Annotated in this window: 28 protein-coding genes; 17 read left to right on the top strand and 11 right to left on the bottom strand. The window is 48.2% G+C overall.

Annotated features, from left to right (window positions below):
• Positions 1 to 11: 11 nt before the first annotated feature.
• Positions 12 to 1,097, top strand: a complete 1,086-nt coding sequence (gene mltG, locus H5336_RS01300) for an endolytic transglycosylase MltG (protein ID WP_185230678.1) — start codon at positions 12 to 14, stop codon at positions 1,095 to 1,097.
• On the top strand, positions 1,094 to 1,732 hold the full coding sequence (tmk, locus tag H5336_RS01295; RefSeq protein WP_185230676.1) for a dTMP kinase: 639 nt from the start codon (positions 1,094 to 1,096) through the stop codon (positions 1,730 to 1,732). Before mltG ends, tmk begins: the two co-directional genes overlap by 4 nt.
• Here tmk and H5336_RS01290 read toward each other — a convergent pair.
• On the bottom strand, positions 1,729 to 2,439 hold the full coding sequence (locus H5336_RS01290; RefSeq protein WP_221627961.1) for an RluA family pseudouridine synthase: 711 nt from the start codon (positions 2,437 to 2,439) through the stop codon (positions 1,729 to 1,731). The two genes, tmk and H5336_RS01290, sit on opposite strands and share 4 nt — an antisense overlap.
• Positions 2,440 to 2,472: 33 nt before the next feature.
• Between H5336_RS01290 and H5336_RS01285 the strand changes: the two genes are divergently transcribed.
• From H5336_RS01285 to H5336_RS01235, 11 genes are all read left to right on the top strand, one after another.
• Positions 2,473 to 3,495, top strand: a complete 1,023-nt coding sequence (locus tag H5336_RS01285; protein WP_185230674.1) for a DNA polymerase III subunit delta' — start codon at positions 2,473 to 2,475, stop codon at positions 3,493 to 3,495.
• Positions 3,496 to 3,604: 109 nt separating this feature from the next.
• Positions 3,605 to 3,958 (top strand): PilZ domain-containing protein, encoded by a 354-nt coding sequence (locus tag H5336_RS01280; protein WP_185230672.1) that lies wholly within the window; start codon positions 3,605 to 3,607, stop codon positions 3,956 to 3,958.
• Between the two features lie 98 nt (positions 3,959 to 4,056).
• Entirely contained in the window at positions 4,057 to 4,848 is a 792-nt protein-coding gene (locus tag H5336_RS01275; RefSeq protein WP_185230662.1) for a TatD family hydrolase, read from the top strand.
• Positions 4,848 to 5,471, top strand: a complete 624-nt coding sequence (locus H5336_RS01270) for a dUTP diphosphatase (protein ID WP_185230660.1) — start codon at positions 4,848 to 4,850, stop codon at positions 5,469 to 5,471. Before H5336_RS01275 ends, H5336_RS01270 begins: the two co-directional genes overlap by 1 nt.
• Before the next feature lie 78 nt (positions 5,472 to 5,549).
• Positions 5,550 to 6,533 (top strand): malate dehydrogenase, encoded by a 984-nt coding sequence (locus H5336_RS01265; RefSeq protein ID WP_185230658.1) that lies wholly within the window; start codon positions 5,550 to 5,552, stop codon positions 6,531 to 6,533.
• A gap of 92 nt (positions 6,534 to 6,625) precedes the next feature.
• Positions 6,626 to 7,099: a thioredoxin-dependent thiol peroxidase gene (bcp, locus tag H5336_RS01260; RefSeq protein WP_185230656.1), complete on the top strand. Its 474-nt coding sequence runs from the start codon at positions 6,626 to 6,628 to the stop codon at positions 7,097 to 7,099.
• A gap of 601 nt (positions 7,100 to 7,700) precedes the next feature.
• A complete protein-coding gene (locus tag H5336_RS01255; RefSeq protein ID WP_246438992.1) occupies positions 7,701 to 8,711 on the top strand; it encodes a helix-turn-helix domain-containing protein in 1,011 nt (336 codons plus the stop codon).
• A 230-nt stretch (positions 8,712 to 8,941) separates the two neighbouring features.
• Positions 8,942 to 9,277 (top strand): preprotein translocase subunit YajC, encoded by a 336-nt coding sequence (gene yajC, locus H5336_RS01250; RefSeq protein WP_185230654.1) that lies wholly within the window; start codon positions 8,942 to 8,944, stop codon positions 9,275 to 9,277.
• A gap of 133 nt (positions 9,278 to 9,410) precedes the next feature.
• Entirely contained in the window at positions 9,411 to 10,427 is a 1,017-nt protein-coding gene (locus H5336_RS01245; RefSeq protein ID WP_185230652.1) for a D-cysteine desulfhydrase family protein, read from the top strand.
• 14 nt (positions 10,428 to 10,441) lie between these two features.
• Positions 10,442 to 11,797: an alanine/glycine:cation symporter family protein gene (locus tag H5336_RS01240; RefSeq protein ID WP_185230650.1), complete on the top strand. Its 1,356-nt coding sequence runs from the start codon at positions 10,442 to 10,444 to the stop codon at positions 11,795 to 11,797.
• Between the two features lie 5 nt (positions 11,798 to 11,802).
• Complete coding sequence (locus H5336_RS01235; RefSeq protein ID WP_185230648.1) at positions 11,803 to 12,711, top strand: 5'-nucleotidase; 909 nt, start codon at positions 11,803 to 11,805, stop codon at positions 12,709 to 12,711.
• Positions 12,712 to 12,778: 67 nt separating this feature from the next.
• On the opposite strand, the gene H5336_RS01230 is transcribed toward H5336_RS01235, so the two are convergent.
• Complete coding sequence (locus H5336_RS01230) at positions 12,779 to 13,570, bottom strand: sulfite exporter TauE/SafE family protein (protein ID WP_185230646.1); 792 nt, start codon at positions 13,568 to 13,570, stop codon at positions 12,779 to 12,781.
• Positions 13,571 to 13,761: 191 nt separating this feature from the next.
• Here H5336_RS01230 and cysB point away from each other — a divergent pair, with 191 nt between their 5' ends.
• A complete protein-coding gene (gene cysB, locus H5336_RS01225; RefSeq protein ID WP_185230644.1) occupies positions 13,762 to 14,736 on the top strand; it encodes an HTH-type transcriptional regulator CysB in 975 nt (324 codons plus the stop codon).
• Between the two features lie 68 nt (positions 14,737 to 14,804).
• Here the strand turns inward: cysB and H5336_RS01220 are convergent, their stop codons facing one another.
• Positions 14,805 to 15,140 (bottom strand): hypothetical protein, encoded by a 336-nt coding sequence (locus H5336_RS01220; protein ID WP_185230634.1) that lies wholly within the window; start codon positions 15,138 to 15,140, stop codon positions 14,805 to 14,807.
• 10 nt (positions 15,141 to 15,150) lie between these two features.
• Positions 15,151 to 15,873: a phosphoadenylyl-sulfate reductase gene (locus H5336_RS01215; RefSeq protein ID WP_185230632.1), complete on the bottom strand. Its 723-nt coding sequence runs from the start codon at positions 15,871 to 15,873 to the stop codon at positions 15,151 to 15,153.
• A gap of 163 nt (positions 15,874 to 16,036) precedes the next feature.
• Here H5336_RS01215 and thrH point away from each other — a divergent pair, with 163 nt between their 5' ends.
• Both thrH and H5336_RS01205 read left to right on the top strand, forming a co-directional pair.
• On the top strand, positions 16,037 to 16,654 hold the full coding sequence (gene thrH, locus H5336_RS01210; RefSeq protein ID WP_185230630.1) for a bifunctional phosphoserine phosphatase/homoserine phosphotransferase ThrH: 618 nt from the start codon (positions 16,037 to 16,039) through the stop codon (positions 16,652 to 16,654).
• Between the two features lie 24 nt (positions 16,655 to 16,678).
• Positions 16,679 to 16,993, top strand: coding sequence for a Rieske (2Fe-2S) protein (locus H5336_RS01205; RefSeq protein WP_185230628.1), 315 nt, complete (start codon positions 16,679 to 16,681; stop codon positions 16,991 to 16,993).
• Here the strand turns inward: H5336_RS01205 and H5336_RS01200 are convergent, their stop codons facing one another.
• From H5336_RS01200 to mnmA, 5 genes are all read right to left on the bottom strand, one after another.
• Positions 16,994 to 17,965 (bottom strand): GNAT family N-acetyltransferase, encoded by a 972-nt coding sequence (locus tag H5336_RS01200; protein ID WP_185230618.1) that lies wholly within the window; start codon positions 17,963 to 17,965, stop codon positions 16,994 to 16,996.
• Positions 17,958 to 19,109: a cupin domain-containing protein gene (locus tag H5336_RS01195; RefSeq protein WP_185230616.1), complete on the bottom strand. Its 1,152-nt coding sequence runs from the start codon at positions 19,107 to 19,109 to the stop codon at positions 17,958 to 17,960. The genes H5336_RS01200 and H5336_RS01195 overlap by 8 nt, the downstream gene beginning before the upstream one ends.
• Positions 19,110 to 19,140: 31 nt before the next feature.
• Positions 19,141 to 20,523 carry an adenylosuccinate lyase gene (gene purB / locus H5336_RS01190; RefSeq protein ID WP_185230614.1) on the bottom strand — a complete coding sequence of 461 codons (1,383 nt, stop codon included), beginning with the start codon at positions 20,521 to 20,523 and terminating at the stop codon, positions 19,141 to 19,143.
• Positions 20,524 to 20,632: 109 nt separating this feature from the next.
• Positions 20,633 to 21,265 (bottom strand): high frequency lysogenization protein HflD, encoded by a 633-nt coding sequence (gene hflD / locus H5336_RS01185; RefSeq protein ID WP_185230612.1) that lies wholly within the window; start codon positions 21,263 to 21,265, stop codon positions 20,633 to 20,635.
• A 49-nt stretch (positions 21,266 to 21,314) separates the two neighbouring features.
• Positions 21,315 to 22,424 carry a tRNA 2-thiouridine(34) synthase MnmA gene (gene mnmA / locus H5336_RS01180; protein ID WP_185230610.1) on the bottom strand — a complete coding sequence of 370 codons (1,110 nt, stop codon included), beginning with the start codon at positions 22,422 to 22,424 and terminating at the stop codon, positions 21,315 to 21,317.
• Positions 22,425 to 22,484: 60 nt separating this feature from the next.
• On the opposite strand from mnmA, the gene H5336_RS01175 reads away from it, so the two are divergent.
• Positions 22,485 to 23,504: an alpha/beta fold hydrolase gene (locus H5336_RS01175; protein ID WP_185230608.1), complete on the top strand. Its 1,020-nt coding sequence runs from the start codon at positions 22,485 to 22,487 to the stop codon at positions 23,502 to 23,504.
• 47 nt (positions 23,505 to 23,551) lie between these two features.
• On the opposite strand, the gene H5336_RS01170 is transcribed toward H5336_RS01175, so the two are convergent.
• Both H5336_RS01170 and H5336_RS01165 read right to left on the bottom strand, forming a co-directional pair.
• Positions 23,552 to 23,920: a hypothetical protein gene (locus tag H5336_RS01170; protein WP_246438991.1), complete on the bottom strand. Its 369-nt coding sequence runs from the start codon at positions 23,918 to 23,920 to the stop codon at positions 23,552 to 23,554.
• A 28-nt stretch (positions 23,921 to 23,948) separates the two neighbouring features.
• On the bottom strand, positions 23,949 to 24,593 hold the full coding sequence (locus H5336_RS01165) for a PilZ domain-containing protein (protein ID WP_185230606.1): 645 nt from the start codon (positions 24,591 to 24,593) through the stop codon (positions 23,949 to 23,951).
• Between the last annotated feature and the right edge of the window lie 214 nt (positions 24,594 to 24,807).

Genomic DNA, 24,807 nt, shown 5'->3' with positions numbered 1-24,807 from the left:
GTATTAAACCGATGAATGTAAATCCGTTACGGGTTGTAACAGCTATAGCTGTGTGGGTCCTGCTGATGACGGCGGCCTCCGGCTATTATATATGGAGTTGGTTGAATACTCCGCAACCGGTAAAGTTGCCTGACAGCGTCTATGTGATAGAGCGCGGCTCGTCACTTCATTCTGTAGCGCAGGAATTAAATTCCCACGGTTTGGTTCGCTGGCCTAGAGTGTGGGTGGGTTATGCTCGTGTTTTAAATCTATCGAACATTAAGGCGGGTGAGTATCGGCTGGCTCAAAAGGAATCACCCGTGTCATTGCTGGCGCGTTTTCAAAAAGGTGAACAGCTACAGCATCAGATAACACTAGTAGAAGGAAGAACGCTAAAAGAGTTTTTAAATACGCTGCATCGCCATTCAAAAATACAGCGTACCCTAGAAAATAAAACATACGATGAAATTCTGGCGGAGCTTGGTTTGACGATCAAGCACCCAGAGGGCTATTTTTTCCCCGATACCTATCGCTTTATTCGCGGTGACAGTGACCAAGGCATATTATTGCGGGCGTATTTAAGGATGAACGAAGTCCTGCATCAGGAATGGATAAATAAAGCCGAGGGTTTACCCTATAAAAGTGCTTATGAAGCGCTAATTATGGCGTCCATTGTCGAAAAGGAAACGGGGGCAGCGTTCGAGCGTAAACAGATCGCCGGTGTCTTTGTTCGTCGCTTACAGAAAGGTATGCGGCTACAGACTGACCCGACCGTAATTTATGGTATGGGTGATAGCTACAAAGGTAATATACGGAAGCGCGATTTAAAAACACCAACCCCGTATAACACGTATACGAATCATGGGCTGCCGCCAACCCCTATAGCAATGCCAGGCCGAGAAGCCATTCATGCCGCACTTCACCCGGCATCGGGCAATACGTTGTATTTCGTTGCAAAGGGCGATGGAACCCATCAGTTTTCGTCAACGTTGAAAGAGCATGAAGCGGCTGTGACAAAATTTCAAAAGAAAAGGCGTTCAGATTATCGTTCGGCGCCGCTTAAGCAGGAGCCTGTAACAGAGCAGAGTGATAGCACGATTGGAGAGTCAAAAGAGTGAGCGGGGGTAAATTTATAACCGTAGAGGGCACTGAAGGCGTTGGTAAGTCTACCAACATTGCTTTTATACAAAAACTTATTGAATCTCGTGGAGTGGAGCTGGTTATATCCAGGGAGCCAGGCGGAACGCCTCTGGCAGAAGAGTTACGTGAAATACTGCTTAATAAACGTGATGAGCTTTTTGATCCTACGGCTGAGTTATTAACCGTGTTCGCTGCCCGGGCCCAGCATTTAAATTCCGTTATTTTGCCGGCCCTTGCTCAAGGTAAGTGGGTGTTATGTGATCGCTTTACGGATGCTACTTTTGCCTATCAGGGCGCTGGTAGAGGTTTGTCTTTGGATGTTATCGCGGGATTAGAGTCTATCGTTCAGCAGGGGCGTCAGCCCGATATGACGATCTTTCTTGATATTGATGTTCGTACGGGTTTGGAGCGCGCAAGTGCCAGGGCCGAATTGGACAGATTTGAATCGGAAAAAATCGAGTTTTTCGAACGGGTTAGGGCAGGGTACAAATCACGTGTGAATTCACGTCCTGAAAAATTTCTTGTGGTAGATGCCGGTAAACCGCTCGAAGAAGTACAAAGCAGTATTTTGACAAAGTTTGAGCCGCTATTAGACCGTTGGCTGGCTCGCTAAAAAGTTGGCTCACAGCGTATATCCATTTCGGTATGATTGATGGGGTGGGTGAACAATAGGCGGGAAGCATGCAGCAGCATACGTGATTGCTGGGCGGATTTTTCCGGGCTTGAGTAGAGTGTGTCACCGGTAATAGCGTGCCCTATTTGTTGGCAGTGCACCCGAAGTTGGTGGGACCGGCCAGTAAACGGTTTGAGCAATAGTCGGGTTTGATTTGTGGCTAGGTTACGCGCTAATACTTTAAAAAACGTATGCGCATGTTTTCCGTTGTACCATTCAACAATTTGCCTTGGCCTGTTTTCCCAGTCGCAAAGCAGCGGAGAGGCAATTTCGCCAGTATCGGGTTTAACCAAACCCTCAACAACGGCAGTATAATGTTTAGTTATTGATCGGTTTTCGAAAAGTTTTCCCAGCTGTTTTTGGCTTGCGTGGTTTTGCGCGAAAATTACTAAGCCCGAAGTGGCCATGTCGAGCCGATGTACAACTCTTGAGTTCGGGTGGTGTCGCAATAATTTGTCAAAGGCATTTTCAGGCGAGACTAAACCGGGTACTGTCAGCAGACCTGCTGGTTTATTGATAATAATCAGGTCGGAATCTTCGTGAATTATTTGCATGGGTAAGCGAGTGTTATTACTAGTATTAGTGCGGGCGTTAGTTCGGGTGTTAATTCGGGTGTTAGTGCCGGTGTTGTCAATGGTTTCGTCCAACAGCGGGCCTATTGTACGTCAGGCAAGGCGCCAATGAGCAAAATAATCATGCCGCCGTATCAATGGCAGGCCGACCTCTGGGCGGCGTTTATTAGCCAGGTTACCTCTAATGTCTTACCGCATGCGCTGCTGCTGACGGGGGCGGCTGGCACGGGTGTAGAAAAATTCGCAGCGAGTATGGCGCATTACCTGCTTTGTGGATCGCCAATGGAAGGTTCGGCCTGTGGTAGCTGTAAAACCTGTCAGTTGTTTCGGGCGGGTAGCCACCCCGATATGCTTAACGTTGCGCCGGAAGAGGTTGGAAAACAGATAAAAGTTGATCAGGTTCGCCAGGTCACCGAATTTGTGTATAAAACGGCCCAGCAGGGAGGCCGAAAGCTGATAAAAATTCAGCCGGCTGAGGCGATGAATATCAATGCAGCCAACAGTCTACTTAAGTGCCTTGAAGAGCCGGCCGGCAACACAGTAATCATTCTTGTTAGTTTGGTTACCAGTCAGTTGTTGCCAACAATTAGAAGTCGCTGTAGCAAGTGGAACCTACCTGTTCCTTCCCGTAAAGACTCTGTCGAATGGTTGACAGAAATGGGGGTTGTCGAAAATGTTGAGCCATTGCTGGATGCGGCTTTCGGGGGCCCCTTGTTGGCTATGGACTGGTGGCAAAATGAGCATTTTCAGCAACGCGAAGAAATGTGCGCTCAATTGGTTGCCGTATCTTCTGGCCAGCTACCTATGTCAAAAGCCGTATCCGATTGGAGTCGGTTAGGAGCACTGGATGTATTGTCGACGATGTTGGTCTGGGTGGAGCGTTTGATAAAGGCTGTTTCTACTGGAGAGCCGGTTAGTGGTACCGAGGCATGGCGCGGGTTATTCGCTCAGGCAGAGAAAGTTCCACTGACAATACTTTTCCGCTACCGCGATAGTCTTTGTCACCGTAAAGGGCAGCTACAGGCAAACCCCAATTTGAATGTGGCCCTAGTAGTGGAGGAGTTGCTCCTTGACTGGAGGGCGGCGTTGGCGGTGTCAAACAGGGCTGTTGTGGGGCGGATTCACTTGTGAAGGCGTGGGTGCGGGTATATTCTGACAGCAATCGCTACCCAGAGCGTGACCCGGGTGTTTTACTCGGCTATTCTTGCAATAGAAACAATGACATGCGAGTGAAATCTCTATGAAAGGTTTAGGTGGTGCGGCCCGTAACGGGATTCTTTCTCTTACGATTAGAGACAAGGCTGTGTTGTACGCGGCTTACATGCCATTTGTAGAAAACGGTGGGCTTTTCATTCCAACGAATAAGTCTTATAGCCTTGGTGATGAGGTCTTTATGCTCCTGAGCTTGATGGACGAGCCAGAGAAAATTCCCGTGGCGGGTAAGGTTGTATGGATAACCCCTCGGGGAGCCCAGGGCAACCGTGCCGCCGGGATTGGCGTTCAGTTTAGCGGTGAAGATGACGTTGCCAATCAAAAAATCGAAACTTACTTGGTTGGCTCCCTCGATTCCGACAGGCCTACGCACACCATGTAATTCAGTCTAGCTTTTCGGCAGCGACCCGTTCATACTCTGCCTCCGCACACGCTTAGCCTGCACAATTCCCAACTAATTTACCTACTAATAAAGTACTGATGCTAGTTGATTCACACTGTCACCTGGACCGCCTTGATCTGTCTAAATACCCAAATGGACTCGAAGATGCGTTAAGCGCTGCCCGAGAGCAGGGTGTTAGCGAGATGCTGTGCGTGTGTATTAGCGAGGCTAATAAAGACGCTGTGCTGGCCATTGCCGCTGAAAATCCGGGCATCTACGCCAGTGTTGGTGTTCACCCATCAGATGTGAGCGACGCCGTTGTCGGTATTGAGCAGTTAAAGCAGTGGGCCGAAGCCGACAAAGTGGTAGCCTTAGGTGAGACAGGCCTCGACTATTATCACAGCTCAGAGCTAGCAGAGCAGCAGCAGCAGAGCTTTATTAACCATCTAAAAGCTGGCGCTGACCTTAACCTTCCGGTAATCGTTCACACACGTGAAGCGCAGGTAGATACCATTTCCTTGATGAGGACTCATGCGGGCTCCCAAAGTGCCGGGGTTATGCACTGCTTTACGGAAAGCTGGGAAATGGCACGAGATGCGCTAGACTTGAACTTTTATATTTCTATTTCCGGTATTGTTACATTCAAAAACGCCGAAGCGTTGCGAGACGTAACACGCAAACTGCCTCTAGACCGCCTTTTAATTGAAACCGATTCGCCGTACTTGGCCCCGGTGCCTTACCGGGGTAAGCCCAATGAGCCTAAGTATGTGCGGGAGGTAGCCCAATATATTGCAGAATTGAGAGGGCTGTCCTTCGAGGAGCTGGCCGAAATCACTAGTCGCAATTTTGCCCAGCTCTTCCCCACGAAGACCAAAACACAGGAACTTTGATGCGTCAGCAAATTATTACTATGCTCGAGTTACAGGAAGCTATGAACAGCAAGGTAAATGCTGAGTGGCGACAGGCGAACTATGAATGGTATCGCGCAATTTGGGTTGAATGTGCAGAGTTGATGGATCACTACGGATGGAAGTGGTGGAAAAAGCAGTCGCTCGATACCGATCAAGTAGTGCTCGAACTCATTGATATTTGGCATTTTGGCCTTAGTATACGATTGTTGTGCGCTAGGGCTGATGCGCAGGGCTACCAGTCTGTGGCTGAAAAAATAGAAAATGAATTTGATCTGGATTCCGGGCATGAAGAGTTTCGGGTGTTGCTAGAGCAATTCACCGAAGTAACTCTGAGGACAAAGGCGTTTTCAGTTTCGGATTTCAGCAAGCTATTAGGTGTAGCTGGCGTAAGTTTTGAACAGCTCTTTAATAGTTACGTCGGTAAAAATGTACTAAACATTTTCCGGCAAAATCATGGATATAAAGACGGATCCTACCAAAAAACCTGGCATGGAAAGGAGGACAACGAGCATCTCGTAGAAGCCCTGGCCAAGCTGGACCCAAAGATGCCGGAGTTTGGCGCGGCTCTATACCAGAGCCTGAAAGATCGCTATCCGGTCTAAACTGCTGAGAAGCATAGACTTGTGTGGGCTCTGTTGTATCGAGTACCACTAAGTAAACATATAAAACGGAGATATATTGTGAAAGCACCCGTTCGAGTAGCCGTAACAGGCGCTGCAGGTCAAATTAGTTACTCACTTTTGTTCAGAATCGCCGGTGGTGAAATGCTGGGCAAAGATCAGCCTGTCATATTGCAAATGCTGGAAATTACGCCGGCTCTAGAAGCGCTGAAGGGTGTGGCGATGGAGCTGGAAGATTGCGCATTTCCGCTTGTTCAGAGCATGGTATGCACCGATGATGCTAACGTTGCATTCAAGGATGCCGACTATGCACTGTTGGTGGGTGCGCGTCCACGTGGCCCAGGTATGGAGCGTAAAGACTTACTGGAAGCGAACGCGGCTATCTTCTCTGTTCAGGGTAAAGCCATTAACGACCATGCGTCACGTGGTATCAAAGTACTGGTTGTGGGTAACCCTGCCAATACTAATGCGCTTATTGCTCAGCGTAATGCGCCAGACATTAACCCGCGTCAATTTACCGCGATGACACGATTGGATCATAACCGTGCGCTCACACAGTTGGCCAACAAAGTAGATGTTTCTATCAATGACATCACCAAGATGACTATCTGGGGCAATCATTCTTCAACTCAATACCCCGACCTTTTTCATGCACAGGTTAATGGTGAGGTAGCGGTAGGTAAAGTTGAACAGGATTGGTACGAGAGCGATTATATACCAACAGTACAGCAACGTGGTGCGGCGATTATTAAGGCGCGCGGTGCCTCCAGCGCAGCGTCTGCAGCTAATGCGGCCATCTTCCATATGCGCGATTGGGCGCTCGGGTCTGCAGCAAATGACTGGGTGAGCATGGCGGTTTATAGTGATGGAAGCTATGGTATTGAAGAAGGTTTGATTTACTCCTTCCCGTGTACTTGCGAAGGTGGTGATTGGAAAATTGTTCAGGGCCTTGAAATTGATGCGTTTTCTCAAGGGCGCATGATCGAAACTGAAACAGAGTTGCGTGAAGAGCGTGACGCAGTGAAATCATTACTTCCAGCTTAATATAGAGCTACAAAAAAGCGCGGTGCATACCGCGCTTTTTTTTGTCTGAGCGAAAGTGATAATGATTAATTGTGATACATAGGAGTACGGTAATGTCTTTTCCAAAAATCGGCAACAAAGCGCCGGCGTTTACCCTTAAAAATCAAAATGGTGAAGAGGTTAAGCTTTCTTCGTTCGTCGGCAGTAAAAATGTTGTCGTCTATTTTTATCCAAAAGCGATGACTCCCGGCTGTACCGTTCAAGCCTGTGGTATTCGGGACACGGAGACAGACTTCGCCAAGCTGGAAACGGTTGTGCTGGCGATTAGTCCTGATCCATACCCTAGGCTCAAAAAATTTGAGGAAAAGCAGGATTTAAATTTTTATTTACTCTCCGACGAGGATCATGCCATTGCTGAGAAGTATGGGGTGTGGGGGCTAAAAAAATTCATGGGCCGTGAGTTTATGGGGATACTACGAACGACATTTATCATTGGCAAGGATGGTCGCCTAAAGCATTTAATGAATAAGGTGAAAACCAAAAGCCACCATGATGATGTAATAGAGTACATCTCCAATAATATGTAGTGTTACGTTATGCAAGGTAAAGCGTTGTTCATTTAAGCAAAAGGCGGCGTGCGAACTGCGCCTTTTGCCTCCCCTCTTTACGCCTTTATTCGACTTTTCTGCTATAAAATGAGCCCACTGAAAGCTGATATTTGGGTTGATTTGTGTGTGGCTATACTCGTAGGTTCAACTAAAGTTAAGATTGGCGCATTAAATGTCATGCTTAGGTGTTGGTTTGGTTGGCGGAAATTCGTTAAAAAGCAGTAGGGTATGCAAGTTTTTCCCTTTGTTTTCTAAGACATTAAAACAATTATCATGCTAACTAATGTAGACTTGGGTACGATTAGAAATTAATGACACCCAAAACAACTGTGTGGCGCATTCTGATCTGGCGTGTTAAGTGTATTCCCAATATTTTATACAAGTAAGAAGTTAACGGGAGCTTGCCGCCATATCGTCTTCTTTTCGGACCTTTTGTGGTCCGTAAATTGCGTATGCAAAATTACCCTAGTGGAGTGATGGCTGTTTAGGATTGTTTAAAAGGGAAGATCGTCGGGTAAAACGGAAGCCTTAATAACATACGAATATATAAAAACTATTTTTAAATAACAAGGTGTGTAGTTTGAAACTTTTATCCAGTAGTACCTTTCAGCAGTCTCTGCCTGGAGCTCCGCCTGATCTTCAATTTTATAATATGGACAACTCTCTGGATGGGGTAAGCTACTTATATAGGGTGCTTACAACCAGCCATGCAGCCGAGTCGTGCAATCAGGCTATAAGGCTCTTTTTGCAGGCGGGGCTGAAACGCTTCGATGCAGATATTGCACTTGTTACACGCCCGGTATCAGCTCAGGTATATGAAGTTGTTTCGTGTTTTGGGAATGACGAAAAGTTTTTTGTGGGGCAGCACTTATCGCTAGATGGCACATATTGCGAGCAGGTAATAACAAAAAATGAGACATATATGTGCTCTAAATTACCCGATCAACGTGTGCATTCAAACTCTATGGCGTATAATAATACCCAAGTAGGTGCGTACTTGGGCACTGTAGTTAATTCTACACATGCCAAGCGTGCGGTACTGTGCTTCTTAAAAGCGCAGAGCTTGGATGCAGGAACTCTCGCCAGCGGCGGTTACAGTTCCGAAGACGCAGCTTTTCTAGAGCTATTGGCAGAAGGAGTGGCCTTTATGACCGACCAACAATTAGCACAAGCTCAACGTAAACTGACTGACCAGGCCATGTTTGCTTTAGGTTCTGTAAAAACGCTTGATGAGTATCTTGAGCAAGCTCGACTTCCTGAAGTATTTGGTGTTCCTGCACGGGTTGTTGAAGTATTAGAGCGCAGAATCGGGCGGGCTCCTCTTAGTATTGGCCATATTGCCGAAGAGCTAAATCTCTCCAAGCGCACGCTTCAGCGCAGGCTGCAGCAGCAAGATGTCAGTTTTGCAGATTTACGGGATCAGGTACGATTCCACTACTCGATAGACTACCTAATTAAGCAGCATTTGAGCATAGACAGTATTTCTGCTTCTTTGGATTTTTCTGATCGAACCAGTTTTACTAATGCGTTTAAGCGCTGGACAGGTTTATCGCCCAGCACTTTTAGAAAGCTGTTCCGCGATTACGTGTAAGAAATAGTGCTGTCTGCCTGCGGGTGGGCATTCTACGCGCCATCCAGCATAACCCTCGCTGCCTTGCGGTGAGGGCGTGTTTTTTAATTTTGTATCACCCTTCCTGCTGACTGCACTTGACAGTTGCCCTACATCTTGTAGAGTTACCCGCCTTAATTCGACCGCCATTCATGATGGATTTCCTTTAGTGTTTTGGTGGAACTTATCTTGTTAAACAGGGGTTTATAACCATGGGATTTTTTATTGCCGAAGCAATGGCTCAGGCGGATGGCGTAGCGGCAGCACCAAATGCTGGATATTTGAACTTTGTTCTGCTTGGCGGCCTGTTTCTATTTATGTATTTTGTGATCATTCGTCCGCAGCGCAAGCGAACAAAAGATCACCAGTCTTTGGTGGATAGCTTGAGCAAGGGTGACGAAGTGGTTCTCACCAGCGGTATGTTGGGTAAAATCGTCGAAGTTGATGAGGCTTATGTCACCATCAATGCAACCAACAACGTAGATCTAAAATTCCAAAAGGTTGCTGTGCATGCGGTTTTGCCCAAGGGCACTATCAAGGCGCTGTAATATCTAACGGCTACTAGCACTTTAGTCGGTGTTATTTTAGTAGGTGTTTCCGGGTAATGAGTGGTTAATATCCTCTACCCGGAACCCGCTTCCCACGCTTTACGTTCCCTAGCTTTCGCTGTACCTTTATTGCATGCTTTCATATCAGCCCCCCCGCATTTCCCTTGCCAACCTTCCTACACCTTTTCGACCGCTAGATCGTATTTCTGAAATACTCGGTGGGCCACGCATTTGGATAAAGCAAGACGACTGCACTGGCTCCGCAAATTCCGGTAATAAACTGCGAAAACTGGAGTTTGTAATTGCCGACGCGCTTGAGCAAGGCTGCGATACGCTTATTACCTGTGGTGGAGTGCAATCTAATCACTGTCGAGCAACGGCATTGGCTGGGGCACAGCTTGGGTTGAAAGTGCATTTGTTATTGCGAGGAGACGATGAGGTTGCGGTCGATGGAAATTTATTACTGGATAGGTTGGCGAACGCCGAAATATCAATGTACCCCTCGAGTGAGTTCGTGCCTAACTTGAATTCACTGTTTCAGTATTGGCAAGCGCATTATCAGAACATCGGGCGAAAAGCTTATTGTATCCCCATGGGTGCTAGTGATGAGGTTGGCTTGTGGGGCTATCTGCAGGCAGCACAAGAGTTACAAGCGGATTTTGACCGGCACAAGCTTTCACCTGGCGGGGTGGTTACGGCTACGGGGTCTGGTGGAACCCAGGCTGGCTTAACCCTCGGTTTTCAGTTGTTGGGTTCGTCTATACCGGTATACGGAGTCGCGGTGTGTGACAGTGAAAGCTACTTTAACAACAAGGTGGTGCATGACGTTAAATTGTGGCTGGCAAGGTGGGGTAATAGATTAAGCGATATAACAGAAGAGCAGCTAATCGGGAAGTTGGATGTTAGAACAATCGCAGCCTATATTGGCCCAGGCTATGCGAAGGGATATTCCGCCCTATTCGAAAGCATAAAAGTGCTCGCTGCCACAGAGGGGGTGGTTTTAGACCCGGTTTATACCGGCAAGGCATTTCACGGGCTTATACAAGAAATTAAACAGGGCCGGTTTGAGGGGGTGGACGATATTGTTTTTGTTCACACTGGTGGGGTGTTTGGTTTGTATCCACACAAGCAAGAATTTGGATTTGATTGACCTAAGGGGCGGGTATGTCAGTAACAGAAACACTTAATAGTATCTCCAGTATCGTATGGGGGCCGGTAATGCTTTCGCTTATTATGGGTGTGGGCTTTTGGCTTACTATCCGCATTAACGCGATCTCAATTCGAAAAATCCCCTACGCCTTCAAACAGTTGATGACGGGTAGGAAAAACCAAGGGAATGGCTCTATAGCGCCTTTTAGCGCGCTCATGTTGTCGCTTTCGGCAACCATTGGTACGGGCAATATAGTCGGTGTTGCCACCGCGATTGGAATAGGTGGGCCGGGCGCTCTATTTTGGATGTGGTGCAGTGCTCTCTTAGGTATGGCAACTAAGTACGGCGAAGCTGTTTGCGCGGTGCATTACCGTGAAAAAAACGAAACCGGTGAATATGTGGGTGGGCCGATGTATTACATTAAAAATGGCCTCGGTAAAAAGTGGCTACCGCTGGGTTATGCGTTTGCGGTGTTCGGCGGTCTTGCTGGGTTTGGTATTGGCAATATGGTGCAGGCTAACTCCGTTGCCGATGCCCTAGGGGCGGCGTTCGATATTCCCCGGGTAGTGACCGCGATAGCGCTGATTGTATTGGTTTCTCTAGTGTTACTGGGTGGTGTTAGGCGTATTGCGGAAGTGGCTAAAACGTTAGTGCCTTTTATGGCAATAACCTACCTGATCGCGGGCTTGATCGTGCTTGGATTCCACGCACCGGACGTTCCTGCGGCCATTGCATTGGTTGTTAAGAGTGCTTTTTCTCCGGTGGCTGCGCAAGGTGGTTTTGCGGGTGCCGCGATTGTTTTGGCTATCCGTATGGGGGTGGCACGTGGGGTTTTCTCAAACGAAGCTGGGTTGGGCAGTGCGCCTATTGCCCATGCCGCTGCGGCAACCAATAGCCCTGTTAGGCAGGGTACTGTAGCGATGCTTGGAACCTTTATTGATACGATTATAATTTGTTCTGTCACGGGTTTAGCCATTGTGGTAACTGGAGTATGGACGGGCGAAGGGCAGGGCGCGGCTATGTCCCAGGCGGCATTTAGTAGTGTGATCCCCCATGGCGATAAAGTTGTATCTGTGTCTCTGGTGATATTTGCTTTCACCACCATTCTGGGGTGGAGCTATTACGGTGAACGTTGTGTAGAGTTTTTATTTGGTAAAGGGGTTGTATTTCCTTTTCGTGTTTTGTGGGTTCTGGCGATAGGCGCTGGTGTGGGGGTAAGTTTAAAAACGGTTTGGTTGATTGCCGATATTTTGAATGGTTTGATGGCAATACCCAATTTAATTGCACTGCTTTTACTTTCAGGTGTAATTGCAAAATTAACGCGAGAGTACTTCTCTTCGCCAAAACAGCTCGAGCCTGATCAGAGGTAGTAAATGTGAGTCCACAGTTAGGAGATAAGCTGGTTATAGCCATTTCATCAAGAGCCTTGTTTGACTTGAGTGAAAGCCACAAAGTATTCGAAGAGGAGGGGCTGGAGGCTTATTCCAAATATCAAATAGCCCATGAGGATACTGTTTTGGAGCCCGGAGAAGCTTTTCCTATGGTGGAAAAGTTTCTGCGCATTAACGAGCAGTTGGAAGGGGATGCGCGGGTAGAAGTCATATTGTTGTCGCGCAACAGTGCCGACACAGGTTTGCGAGTGTTCAACTCTATTAATCATTATGGTTTAAGCATAACGCGCGCGGCTTTTTCTGGCGGCGAAAGCCCTTACCGTTATATTGCACCATTTAATGGTCACTTATTTCTTTCCACGGATGCTCAGGATGTACGCCACGCGTTGGATCATGGTGTTGCCGCCGCTACCTTATTAACGTCTTCTCATACGGAATCTGGTTCGGAGCAGCTTCGTTTCGCCTTCGATGGTGATGCGGTGGTGTTTTCTGACGAAGCTGAAAAAGTGTACAAGTTAGAGGGCTTGGACGCCTTTGCAAAAAGTGAAAAAGCATCCGCAAAAACGCCATTAAGTGGTGGGCCATTCAAATCGTTTTTGGCGGCATTACACAGTTTGCAAAGTGAATTTAAGGGGCGTGACTGCCCTATTCGTACCGCGCTGGTTACTGCGCGCTCTGCGCCGGCGCACGAACGGGTAATACGCACACTGCGAGCGTGGAATATTCGCATCGACGAATCTTTATTTCTCGGAGGGTTGAGTAAGGGCGAGTTCTTGAAGGCTTATGGTGCAGATGTGTTTTTCGATGATCAGCAATATCACTGTCAGTCGGCAAAAAATCATGTTGCGACGGGTCATGTGCCCCATGGAATAGCCAATAACCCGAGCGCTTAGCTTACCGTTACAGCGGTATTTCTTTCGCCGTGAGGGCTTCAGGTTTCAGGCTGCTGGCGGGATAGCGTTAGTGTCCGCCAGGAAAGAAGGCAAATTTAATTCCTATAATAAGTAGCAGGCACGCAAGGATGGGCTGTAGAACGGTGTTGGGCACTCGCGCAGAGAGCTTTGCGCCTAGCTGAACGGCGGGAATTGAGCCAATGAGTAAGCCGATGAGAAGCGTAAAATCTACATTGCCCATCCATAAATGACCGAGCCCGGCAATGAGGGTTAGCGGTACCGCGTGGGCGATGTCGGTGCCAACAACTTGTAGTGCGGGGAGTCGAGGGTAGAGCGTTAAAAGCAGGGCTGCACAAAAAGCACCAGCACCAACAGAAGAGAGTGTTACCAAGATTCCTAGTATAATACCGGCTATAAAGGTGATGGGTGTGGAGTGGCGAAAAAACCAGCCGCGCTCGGTGTCACTTAACACGTTGCCTTTTTGCAAGCGTGCGCGAAAGAATACAACAATAGCCGTCACAATTAGCATGAAGCCCAGGCTGTGGGTGAGTATGGGGGTGTAGTCCAGTTCCTTTGGAACAAAAAACCTAAGAACCAATGTGGTGATAAGCGAGGCGGGTATACTGCCAGCTGCAAGCGTAATGACCAGCTTCCAGCGCACGGTTCCCTGACGGTGATGGGCGTGCATGGCGCCGGTTTTTGTTGCGGCTGCATAGAGGAGGTCGGTGCCAATAGCAATCTTTTCCGGGACTCCCCAGAGGATTAATAGTGGCGTCATTAATGATCCACCGCCAACACCTGTCATGCCCACAGCTAATCCGACCACCGCACCAGCGGCTATGTAAAAAACTAAATCCATATATTGTGCGGTAAATTGTGAGTCTGGCTGCTAAATTACAAATACGGGTGGCAAATATACGTATTTATAACTATTCTTCAAAAGAATATTTACTTATATTTTTATAATGAATTAGCGTTTTGGGCAAGTTTGGCTATAAAACCCCCAAAAATGAAAATCATGTTCAGCGTCTGCCGCCAACTGGAGGGCATATGAAACTGCAGCAACTGCGGTATATTTGGGAAGTGGCTCATCATGAGCTTAACGTATCAGCTACTGCTCAAAGCTTATACACATCGCAACCAGGGATCAGTAAGCAGATTCGCTTGTTGGAAGATGAATTGGGTGTAGAGATCTTTTCTAGAAGTGGTAAGCATCTCACGCGAATAACGCCAGCAGGGGAGGCAATACTTAGAACCTCCGGTGAAATTTTACGCAAGGTAGAGAGTATTAAGCAGGTTGCTCAAGAGTTCAGTAATGAGCGCAAAGGCAGTCTTTCAATTGCAACGACTCATACGCAGGCGCGTTACGCCTTGCCTAATGTGATTTCCAAGTTTATTGATAAGTACCCCGATGTTTCGCTGCATATGCATCAGGGCACCCCTATGCAGATCTCTGAAATGGCGGCGGATGGCTCAGTAGATTTCGCTATTGCAACGGAAGCTCTGGAGCTATTCAGTGACCTGATTATGCTGCCTTGTTACAACTGGAATCGCTGTATACTGGTTCCTCGTAACCATCCTTTATGCCAAGTATCGACGTTAACCTTGGAGGATGTTGCCAAGCATCCCATCGTAACCTACGTGTTTGGTTTTACGGGGCGTTCCAAGCTGGATGAAGCCTTTATGGAGAGAGGTTTGGCGCCAAGGGTGGTGTTTACTGCCGCTGATGCCGACGTAATAAAGACCTATGTTCGCTTGGGGCTTGGTATTGGTATTGTGGCTAAAATGGCTTATCAGCCAGATGAAGATAGCGATTTGGTTGCCTTGGATGCTAGCCACTTGTTCCGTGCCAGTACTACAAAGATAGGCTTCCGACGCGGTACTTTCTTGCGCGGCTTTATGTATGAGTTTATCGAGGAGTTTGCTCCGCACCTGACAAAAGAACTGGTAAGCGAAGCCTTTAATCGACACTCCAAGGTTGAATTAGATGAGCTTTTCTCTCATGTTGATTTACCTCAGTATTAATTAACCGTTTAAAAAAAGGCCGGTGTCCCTTGGGCGCCGGCCTTTTTATTTGCGTGGAATAAGTTGATTTAAATGAAATCGAGGTCGTCGTTGTTCTCCATAATTTCTTTTAACTCTTCGCTTTCTTCTGTTTTTTGATTCAGCACGTCTTTAACAAACTTCATATACACCGTATACACGACTGTTTCTTTACCTGCTTCCTCAACAACAAAAAAAGGTGCACGGTCAACATCGTACTGCTTTGCAAGCAGCAGGCCTTCACTTTCAGGGTCGCGTTCGTCGGCAATGACGGTTCGATTGATTTGATCCATCTGGCCTGAACTTACTAGTTTATTCACTACATCCCCACATTTCTTACAGGGCGAGCCGTCGGCGAGAATTTTTTTAACAAATGTAATTTCCACGAATTAACTCCTACTTAACGTTACTTGAGTGTAGGCCACATTCTTTTTTAGTGGCTTCTTCCCACCACCAGCGGCCTTCGCGTTCGTGCTGACCAGGCCCCACCGGGCGTGTGCAAGGTTCACAGCCAATGGATATATAACCTTGATCATGTAAACGATTATAAGGAACCCCGTGCTCGCGAATGTACTGCCAAACCTGATTTGATGACCAGTTCGCCAGTGGGTTGAATTTCACCAGGGTTTCGCCAGGGCGGGCGAACACCTTGTCATTTTGTATCACGGGTATCGATGTGCGTGTTCCGGGGCTCTGATCTTTCCGCTGTCCGGTAACCCAGGCATCCAGTTGCAGTAATTTGGTGCGCAGTGGGCCAACTTTGCGAACACCACAGCATTCTTTGTGGTTGTCGTCATAAAAGCTGAATAGACCTTTTTGCCCTACCAATTTCTGTACGGCGTCGGCCGAGGGGAACAGTAACTCTAGGTTAATATCATAGTGCTTACGCACTTTTTCAATGAATTGGTAGGTTTCGCCGTGCAGACGGCCTGTGTCTAGGCAAAAAATACTGACGCCAGGGCGTATGCGTGCGGCCATATCGATGAGTACTACGTCCTCGGCACCACTGAATGAAATTGCCAGATTCTCGTGTTGAGATAGTGCGTATTCAAGAATTTCCTGGGGCGTGGCTTGTTGCAGTTTAGCGTCAATATCGACTAGATTCAGGGTATCGTTCATTGTGTGATCAGTTTGTTTTAGTTGCAAAGCGCGGAAGAATACCAGAGCCTTAATATGTTTAAAAATATTGATACACAATATGCTTATAATCCTTGTATTTCGGGGTGAGTTCTGTAGATTTGCGCCCCGTAAACTTAAGTAAGAAGTGATTTAGGAGCTGATTGTGGAAATTGCCTGTCTTGACCTTGAAGGTGTATTGATCCCGGAAATTTGGATTGCATTTGCCGAAAAAACCGGCATTGACGCCCTTAAGGCAACTACCCGAGATATTCCCGACTATGACGAGCTGATGACAATGCGTCTGAAGGAACTCGAAAAAGCAAACCTAGGCCTGAACGAGATTCAGGAGGTTATTGCAACGTTAAGCCCCCTTCCGGGAGCTGCTGAGTTTTTGGATTGGCTCCGTGAACGCTTCCAGTTAGTGATTCTGTCGGATACCTTTTATGAGTTCGCCGGCCCGCTTATGGTGCAATTGGGGTATCCAACACTGTTGTGCCACAAGTTAACCGTAGATGATACTGGAAAAGTTGTCGATTACAACCTACGCCAAGCCAACCCGAAGCGTCAGGCTATATGCGCATTCAAGTCTATTTACTACCGCACAATTGCTGCGGGAGACTCCTATAACGACACCACTATGCTGGCGGAGGCCGATGCCGGTATTTTGTTTAGTGCCCCTCAAAACGTTATTGATGAGTTTCCTCAATTCCCCGCGGTGCACACCTATGACGAGCTAAAGCAGGCCTTTATTGACGCTAGCGTTAGAAATTTGTCGCTCTAGCAGCTAACGGCAAGGGAAGGATATATGGCTTTTGTTCCCCTGGAAAAGCTTGGCCGATTACACGATGGCTATAAAAAAGTTTTTAAGGTTGATCGGCATAATTTACTGTTGATGCAGCTGGAGGGCAAAGTCTACCTTATCGAAAATCGGTGCCCACATATGGATGTTCCTCTGGATACCGGTACAGCCCTGCCGGGCGGCAGGCTTCGCTGTCGCGCACACGGTATCGAGTTTAATTTGGAGTCGGGCAGGGCTGATGGCCCTTTGGCCAAGCAGTTGGAGTGCCTAAAGAGATACGCTATCCGTTATGAGGGCAGTCAGCTGGGTGTAGAGCTGTAATCAGATATGAATTTGAGCGAGGTTAGGATCCGTATGGCTGGAATAACGCCACATTCGCTCGAACTCATCCATTAAGGTTCGACATTCTCCAGGGGCGCAATAGTTCATAAAACCCGATAGATCCTCTTCGTTATTGAAAAACAGTAATTGGCGCTGGTCAGTAATGGCGTATGCGTGCTCTTGGGTTGTTGTCTCTTTGTCTAATACCCTAATTGTCATTCTCGAGTTCATGCGTTGGGTCAGCGTTATCAGTGGATGAGATGTGCCAATGATGGCTGAGCTGTCTTGAATCAGAATGTGTACTTTGGAGTTTCGACTTCTTCGGGCCAGAGCAGAGATGGCGTTTACAACAGAGTGGCTTCCCCAAAGAGTGGGGTTGAGGTGACGACAGAATATTTGTAGGGTTCGACTGGCATTCGAGGCGGCTTGACTGAGGTGTTGACCAAATTCATCTGCGCTAGAAAGCCGTAAAACGCTATCGCCGTAGTGTGTTTCGAGGAATGTGCGGTCGACGACTAGGCCCATGGCTTTATGGGGAATACCGGCGTCTATAAATTGCTCGCCAGAGGCTTTAAATCCGCCTTTCTCGTAGAAGGGTATCGCCTGGGTTTGTGCGTGAAGAAAAATATCCAACGCGTCGCCGGTTTTGTACTGCGTTGCCAGGGTTCGCTCTATTATGTCTTTCAGCAATCGCAGGCCGTAGCCTTTACCACGGTACTCCTTAAGGATTGCCATTCGCCCTATTTGACCATTGGCCAACATTCTCGCGGCGCCAATAGTGTGGTTTGCCGTCTTTAGCAGAAAGTGCGTTGTGTCATCCCTTGCGTCGCGTTCGCCCCATTCTTCGGCTTCAGAAACTCTCTGTTCTTCAATAAATACCGTGCGCCTGACGTGGCTGAGTATAGGTTTAGCTTCATCCCAGTTTACAACGGCTACCGAAGTGGATTCGATGGCTGAGGAGGCTTCAGTCATCGGCAGGCTCCAGTAAGCCTTCTTCGGCGAGGTGTCTTACTAGATACTGCTCTTTAGTGTTGAGTTGTTTGAGGTTGAGCGGTTCGTAATTACTCAGTAATACCGCAAGTGCTTTTGAGCAATGCCATTTTTCACCGTTAATGAAAACAATACAGTGGTCACTGGTTTCATAATAGGCGCACCGAGCAAAGGCGTTTAGTCGGCACTGGTGAGCGTTGAGTGCTGCCATTGAGGTTTCGGTTCGGCTGGCTTCGTCTCCACCGGGGTTGGGGCGTGTCATGTATTCCCCAAACCAGTTGGCTACGTAACTTGGGTTGCCGACAAAGGTTTGTAATATCTGACTGACTTTGGCTACGGTTTCTGGTGTGATTTCGCCAAACAGTCGCTGTTGCTTATGGGCTGCATCGCTGTAGCGCATATCTTGATTGGTTTGGGACGCCATTTCCTCGGCAAAGTCGAGCAATATGTCGCTGTAACTTGGTGCTCGAAATCCTACCGAATAGGTGATGCAATCTTTGCCTTTAGCTTCACCCCAGTGGGCGATATTGGGTGGAATGTAAAGCAGGTCTCCTGGATTCACCAGCCATTCCTGCGTTTGTTCGAAATCTCGCAGTATTTTCATGTCTAACCCCGGTAGCAGTGGGCTTTCGGTGTTACAGGTTTGGCCAAGCTTCCAGTTGCGACTGCCTTGCGCTTGCAGTAAGAATACGTCGTAGTAATCGAAATGTGGGCCCACGCCGCCGCCGTCGGCAGCGTAGCTAATCATAATGTCGTCTAGCCGCCAGCTGGGAATAAAGCGAAATGCTTCAAGTAGCTGGTTGATGTCGGGGTCTAGTAGGTCGGCGTGCTGAACCAGTAGGGTCCAATCGACTTTGGGTAATGTGGAGAAGGTACTATCGGCTAGGGGGCCGTGCTCCACTTGCCAGTGGCCAGCTTCCCTGTCGTGTACCACTAAGCGTGAGACAACGTCTTCTTCCAGCGCAAAGCCTGCCAGCTCGTCGGCGGATACGGGCGACACAAAATTGGGGAATGCGTTACGTACCAGTAGTGGTTTTTTCTGCCAGTATTCACTTAAAAACGTGTCTACTGGCATATCCCCTAAGTGTGTAAGCCGGGAGAAGGGGTGAGATTTTGCGCTGTTCATAATGACCTCCTGTCGCCAGAAGGATTTATCGTTATCGGATAAGATCCTTCACGGCTTTGGCTTGGGCGATAGCATTGCCGATATAGCTGGACGGTGTCAGCTCACTGAGTTCTTGCTTTGCTTGCGCTGGAATATCTAATTTTTCGACAAATGCCTGGATAACGTCTTGAGTGATGGCTTGGCCGCGCGTTAGGTCTTTGAGTTTTTCGTAGGCGCCTTCAATGGCGTAACGACGCATGACTGTTTGAATAGGTTCGGCCAGTACTTCCCAGCAGTTATCGAGGTCGGCTGCCAAGTTTTGCTCGTTAATGTGTAACTTACTGATGCCTTTAAGTGTAGATCCGTAAGCAATTTGACTGTAGCCAAAGCCAACGCCCATATTACGCAGTACCGTCGAGTCGGTTAGGTCTCGCTGCCAGCGGGAGACCGGCAATTTTGCCGCTAAGTGCCCAAATATAGCATTGGCGATACCCAGGTTGCCTTCGGAATTTTCGAAGTCAATGGGGTTTACTTTGTGCGGCATAGTCGAGGAGCCTACTTCACCGGCTATAGCCTTTTGTTTGAAATACCCAAGGGAAATATAGCCCCAGATATCACGGTCGAAATCTAGCAGTATGGTGTTGAATCGAGCGATGGCATCGAATAATTCGGCGATGTAATCGTGGGGTTCGATTTGTGTGGTGTAGGGGTTCCAGCTAAGCCCAAGGTTTTCTACAAATACCTTGGCGTTGGCTTGCCAGTCCACCGCTGGGTACGCCGATAAATGGGCATTGTAGTTGCCAACGGCGCCATTAATCTTACCCAGTAATTCAACCTGCTCGACTTGCTGAACCTGGCGCTGCAAGCGCGCGGCAACGTTGGCAAGCTCTTTACCTACCGTCGTCGGTGAGGCCGTTTGCCCGTGTGTGCGAGACAGCATGGGTACGCCCGCGTGCTGGATAGCGAGATCTGCTACGGCATTTATGATTTGCTTCATTGTTGGCAGTAGTACGTGTTCGCGCCCAGATTTAAGCATCAACCCGTGGGAAAGGTTGTTTATATCTTCAGATGTACAGGCGAAATGAACAAACTCCGATACCGCTTCCAGCTCGTCGTTGCCTTTGAACTTGTCTTTAATGAAGTATTCAACGGCTTTGACGTCGTGGTTGGTGGTGCGCTCTATATCTTTAATCGCTTGGGCGTCGGCTTCAGAAAAATTATCAACAATACTGTTCAGCAGGTTTTGCGTTTCAGTACTGAAGCTCTGGATTTCTGGTATTTCGGCGTGTTCGGCTAGCCGTTGTAACCAGCGAATTTCAACCTCCACCCGGCAGCGGATCAGTCCGTATTCGCTGAAATAGGGGCGTAGATCGGCGGTTTTACCGGCGTAGCGACCGTCGATGGGGGAAATGGCAGAAAGTGCAGATAATTCCATAAGCTAGAGCGTCTCTCGTACGAGTTGAACCGCGTAGAAATAGCGGAACATGGTGTGAATGATCGTGAAAGGCGCGCAGTTTACCCGAATTTGTAGCGAAATTCAGGTGTTAATGCTGCTGCGCCAGTGTCTTCAATTCAGTAACCGCATTCACTAATTTAGATCGATAAAACAACAAGTGCCAGCGCGTACCTCCAACTTGTCGCCAAAGTGTTGCGGCGCGAATACCTGACAGCAACAGTGCCCGAATTTGAGAGGCAACCCGGTTTTGTTGGAGATAGCTGTATTCTCCTGTTACTTGAATACGAAAGGCGAACGTGCTGATGGTGTCTGTGTAGATATCGGCAATATTACCCACCACATTGTCGTGAGCCGGACCAAAATGTTCTGCCTGCTGTTGAGCTTTTTCAAGCCGGTTGCCGATGGTGTGGAGCAGGTCTTTACGCTTAGCTAGGCGTTTTTGCAGATGGATAATCCCCAATATATAGCGCATGGCATCGGCATGTTTGGGGTCGCGATGATTGTGTAACAGTTGCTCTAGCGCTTCCAGGCCTACTGCCAGTGCAGGAACACCACCAAACACCTCCTCGGTGGAATTGGGGTTCTGGTTTAGCAGGCTGTTCACCGCCGTTTCAAACTGTGCCGTTTTGAGATAACCAGTTTTGGCAAGCTCCTCTACCTGATGGGCGCACTGCACCACACCGGCTAAGGCAAGAGCGATATTCTGCCAGGATTTCTCCAATGTATGTTCCTTAGTTGTTAATTTTACAAGTGGGGTGAATTGGCGCGGCTCAGACTGCACCCTCAATCACCGCGCCACCGAGGCAAACATCGTCTTGATACAAAACGATACTCTGGCCGGGGGTGATGGCACGCTGAGGTTGGTCAAATATGGCGACGATTTTGTCGTCCTCAACCTCTCTAAGTGTGCAGGCCTGGTCTGGCTGGCGATAACGGGTTTTTGCCATGCAGCGGCTACCGGAAGGGAGTGGGGTATTGTTTATCCAGTGCACTTGGCGGGCAATCAGACCCGATTCAAAAAGCAGCGGATGGTTTGTACCCTGAACGACTACGAGCTGGTTGGTATCGAGCTTTTTCTGGACGACAAACCAAGGCGCTTCGGGTGCTCCGGCAACACCGCCAATGCCAAGCCCTTGGCGTTGGCCAATGGTGTAGTACATCAGCCCTTCATGCTTGCCAATAGTGACGCCATCGGGCGTTACTATTTTACCTGGTTGTGCGGGTAGGTAAGTCTCCAAAAAGTCTTTGAATCGACGCTCGCCAATAAAACAAATACCTGTGCTGTCTTTTTTGTTGTGGGTGACTAAATCGTGCTCTTCGGCCAGCTGCCTTACCGCGGGTTTGAGTAATTCCCCGATGGGGAATAGGGTTTTAGCAAACTCTTTTTCGCCGACAGCATGGAGGAAATAGCTTTGATCTTTATTAGGGTCTAGGCCTTTACACAGTAGTGTTTGCCCATTTTTTTGACGCGTGCGTGTGTAGTGGCCCGTTGCAATATAATCGGCACCTAAAGATTCAGCATAATCGAGAAACACCTTAAATTTTATTTCTCGATTGCAGAGGATATCGGGGTTTGGTGTACGACCGGCTTTGTATTCTGCAAGAAAGTGTTCAAACACGTTGTCCCAGTACTGACCCGCAAAATTAGCCGTATGGAGATGAATGCCTAATTTCTGCGATACTGCGGCGGCATCCATTAGATCGGTCATCGCCGTACAGTATTCTGTGCCATCGTCCTCATCCCAGTTTTTCATAAACAGGCCTTCTACCTGAAACCCTTGCTGTTGCAAGAGAAGGGCAGAAACAGAGGAGTCTACGCCGCCGGACATACCGACGATGACTTTTAAGGGTTTATTAGGTTTGGACAAGGTTTCAGACATGGGCAGTGGTTGGAACATCAAAATCAGTCGGTATTGTATTACATGGAGCTTGGCAACGTCATGATGAAAGCGCTACAAAGTTTACGTTGGTCTTATATTTTTACAGTGGTTAGTTTGCTGGCGAGCAGCGTTTGTTCGGAGGAAATCGCACAGGACCTTGAGGAATTTTGGCAGCAGCAGGCAAAAACCAGCCGTTTTGTGGGTAAGGGTGAAATTACCATCGCTTATGTGAAAGTGGTGCACCCCAATCCCAAGGGTGTCGTGGTGTTGGTGGGTGGGCGAACGGAGTCCTATCTAAAATACCAAGCCTTGATATACGCGTTTTATCAGCGTGGGTATTCGCTTTATTCGGCGGATCATCGTGGTCAAGGTTTGTCGCAAAGATTACTGGAGGATCCACTTAAAGGGCACGTGGTAAATTTCAGCGATTATGTGGAAGACTTGCAGCAATTTTTGGCGGCTGTAGTAATGCCTGAAGCAGGTAAAGGCTTATACATGGTGGCGCATTCTTTGGGCGGAGCCGTAGGCATATTAACGTTGGAGAAAAATCCTGACCTGTTCAAGGCTGCGATACTTAGCGCCCCTATGTTAGAAGCTAATTTGGGTCTGCCGGCAGCTTGCGGCATTGTCAGTTTCGTTAACGTGTTTTGTAATCAGTGCTCAACCCCAAGAAACGATTATAAAAACATCAATGAGGCCTTTGCTGATAACAATGTGACGCACTCACGTGACCGTTATCAAGCATCTCAGATGTTGTTCAAAAGCAAACCCGCCCTTGCTCTAAGCGCTCCCACCTTTGGCTGGGTAAACCAAGCGTGTGCCATACAGCCAGATTTAAAGCGAGCGGCCGATAATATCCGTACGCCGATACTGTTATTGCAGGCCGGAGAGGATACCGTTGTGCACAATCGAGCGGAGGATGAATTTTGCGCAGTGAAAAAGCCGACAGCTGAATCGGTGTGTGAAGGTGGAAAGCCGGTTGTGATTGGTGGCGCCTTCCACGAGATGTTTTTTGAGGCAGACCAATACCGCACCCCGGCGATAAAGCAAATGATGGCGATGCTTGAGCGTTATCCCTAGTAAGTAATAGGAAAACCAAGAACTAGGGTAGCGGCTGGTGCGCTCTATTACTTAGGTTTGTACTTCCGAACGGCATGAATGACGTAGTCAGACTCGAAGTACACGGTGAATTCGGCGTATTCCCAGTAGTAGATGGGAGGGGTGCCAGAGGGGCCTTCTTTCGATTGTGGCGAGCCGTAGGTTGATTCCACCTGGGTTTTACTTTGCCCACGGCTTGGAACGGGCACGCTCCAAGGCTTGTTTCCGTTTTCAGCTACAGCCGGCTGTAGTGGCGGCAATTGAACCGTTTCGGCCGATACAACGGATGCCGATAGAGCACACAAGGTGAAAATCGCTGTATGGCGCGCATATCTTTTCGCTGTGAGGGCAGCGAAACTGCGAAAGGAGGAGTGAACTGGCTGATTGTGAAACTTCATTTTATTACCTTCTATGACACGTCTCGCGTTACTTGCTGGCCTTGGGATTTGCCGACGGCTTGTTAGCGCTGGCGGCTGGCAGAGCTTTTTTTTGGCTAACCTGCGTTTTGAGGATCTGGCGCGAAAGCTCTTGCCGGTCTTTATCGGCTAGTCGGTGGAAGCGAGCGGCTATCTGGTAGCTGTCGCCCTTGGCTTCGCAGCGAATAACTTTGGCAAAGATTACCACGGGAGCATAGTTAGGTAAAAAAATCAGTCGCAAAGCGATGAAATTTCCTTTGTACAGTGTGCGTTCGGCCAAAAATGCGATGCCATCCTCACTCAAATTGATACGTGATTTGGGGCTTTCCCCATGATTGTCATTTTGTGCAAAGAGCGTGTGGCGGGCAATGAGGTCAATTTTACTGCTGAGGGTTTGAAGGTAGTCACCTAACAGTCGATTTTTTTCAGTCAGCAAGCGCAGGGTTTGAGCGCTGTCACGGTCGAGACGACGAAGTTCGTTTACCAATCCCAGTGCTACGGAGTCTTCAAATTCAATTTCGGGGCTATCGTTCTCGGCGGTAAAGGCGTCGATTATTTTATAATCAAAAATGACATCCTGATTTACCCGGAAAAAATCACGTTTTTCTCTCCCGGATACCTCTTCCGTTCGACTAGGGTTGGGAGTTTTGCTCATTTTGTGATCGTCTTGTGTCGGTTTCTGGGGGGCGATAGATTCTCTAATCATAGTCCAAGTTTATGCCGGGAAGCTTCAGTATTGTACCGGGGTGATACTTTTCTGGGGCCATAGCATAAGGCAGCTAGCTTATTTAGCGGTTACGCTAACGCCATAAATAGTAGGCCACACATGTTCACAAGTAAATAATCCAGCGGTTTATTCACTTGTTCTA

This window comes from Teredinibacter franksiae, assembly GCF_014218805.1.
Classification (GTDB): domain Bacteria; phylum Pseudomonadota; class Gammaproteobacteria; order Pseudomonadales; family Cellvibrionaceae; genus Teredinibacter; species Teredinibacter franksiae.
This window is presented reverse-complemented; position numbering and strand designations above follow the sequence as displayed.